This is a genomic window from Streptococcus lactarius (assembly GCF_016642265.1).
Classification (GTDB): Bacteria; Bacillota; Bacilli; order Lactobacillales; family Streptococcaceae; genus Streptococcus; species Streptococcus lactarius.
In genome coordinates this window covers 158,608-160,430 of record NZ_MRXX01000006.1, presented here as the reverse complement: position 1 = coordinate 160,430, position 1,823 = coordinate 158,608, and the positions used below count along the sequence as shown (strand labels likewise).

The window sequence follows — 1,823 nt, the reverse complement described above, 5'->3', positions numbered from 1 at the left end:
TGTCCCACTCTCTTTCTTATTAAATTACTTCATAGTTGGGAAGAGAAGAACGTCGCGAATGGTTGTTACATTGGTCAACAACATAACCAAACGGTCGATCCCGATTCCAAGTCCACCTGTTGGTGGCATACCATATTCAAGGGCTTCAACATAATCATAGTCGATACCTGTCGCTTCATCATCACCCAATTCTTTTGCTTTAGCTTGGGCTTCGAACCGGCCAAGCTGATCAATTGGATCATTCAATTCCGTAAAGGCATTCGCATACTCTTTGGTCATGATGAAGAGCTCAAAACGATCCGTAAAGCGTGGATCTTCTGGATTTTTCTTAGCGAGAGGTGATACCGCTACTGGATGTCCATAAACAAAGGTTGGTTGGGTCAACGTTTCTTCGACAAATTCTTCGAAGAAGGCATTGATAATTTGTCCCACTTCTGTGTAGTGTTTTTCAACCGGTACATGTTTTTCATTTGCAAGGGCTACGGCTTCTTCAAAGCTTATTTCCTTCCAGAAATCAACACCTGTAATTTCCTTAATCGCATCCACCATGTGAATCCGTTTGAATGGTTCGTTGATCTTGATTTCTGTTCCTTGATAATCGATTGGACCATCTCCACGAACCGCTTTAGCCGCGTGTTGGATAATGCCTTCTGTCAAGTCCATGATATCGTGAAAATCTGCATAAGCTTGGTAGACCTCAATAGAAGTAAATTCAGGGTTATGAGTAGCATCCATCCCTTCATTACGGAAGATCCGTCCAATTTCATAGACACGTTCCATCCCACCAACAATCAAACGTTTCAAGTGAAGTTCTGTCGCAATACGGAGTACCATATCAATATTTTGGGCATTGTGGTGAGTAATAAAAGGTTTTGCAGCAGCACCACCAGCTTCATTGTGAAGAACAGGTGTTTCTACTTCAAGGAAACCTTGACCATCTAAATAACGACGGATTTCAGAGATAATTTGTGAACGTGTGACAAAACGATCAAAACTTTCACGATTTGAAATCAAATCCAAGTAACGTTTGCGGTAGATGGTTTCCACATCAGACAAGCCATGGAATTTTTCAGGCAAGGGACGAAGGGCTTTTGATAAGTGGGTGATGTGGGTAGCTTTAATAGAAAGTTCTCCCATATCTGTCCGCATGACTTCCCCTTCAACACCAAGGAAATCACCAAGGTCCGCTTTTTTGAAGATCTCGTAGTTTTCTTCTCCAACAGCATCCTTACGAACGTAGATTTGAATTTGACCATCACGGTCTTGGATGTGGGCAAAACCAACTTTCCCTTTACCACGCTTCGTCATCAAACGACCTGCAATAGTAGCAGTTTCGTTGATTTCATGCAATTCTTCTTTCGTTTTATCAGCGTATTTTTCTTTTAATTGACCAGAGGTAGCTGTACGTTCAAATCGTTTACCAAATGGGTCGATTCCTTGTTCACGAAGTGCCGCCATCTTTTCACGACGGACAAGCTGCTGGTCATTTAATTCTTCCATATGTTCAGTAGTCATTTGGACCCTCCTAAGTTATTCTTTCCTATTCTACCATATTTAGACTAGAAATTCACTAATAATTACCATTTCAGTAAAAATGAGACTAGGAAAAATCAATCCCTCATTAAACTTGTTTCCTTCAATATGTAGACAATCCTGATCAAGAGTAGGAAATTGCCTTTTTAGCAGTTGCCTCCCCTATAGTGAAACCTCCTAGAAATACTGATTTTAGGGCATGGAATAGAATTTTGCACTATATATTCTAAAAGAAAAAGAGAGTGGGACAAAAGTCCTAGCCTCTCAGTTGTCTTTGGATTGTCGAGCAA

General features: G+C 40.8%; 1 protein-coding gene. It reads right to left on the bottom strand.

Translation table 11 applies throughout. From position 1 onward, the window contains the following. Positions 1-24 precede the first annotated feature (24 nt). Positions 25-1,515: a lysine--tRNA ligase gene (lysS, locus tag BTU61_RS05345; protein WP_187540484.1), complete on the bottom strand. Its 1,491-nt coding sequence runs from the start codon at positions 1,513-1,515 to the stop codon at positions 25-27. Between the last annotated feature and the right edge of the window lie 308 nt (positions 1,516-1,823).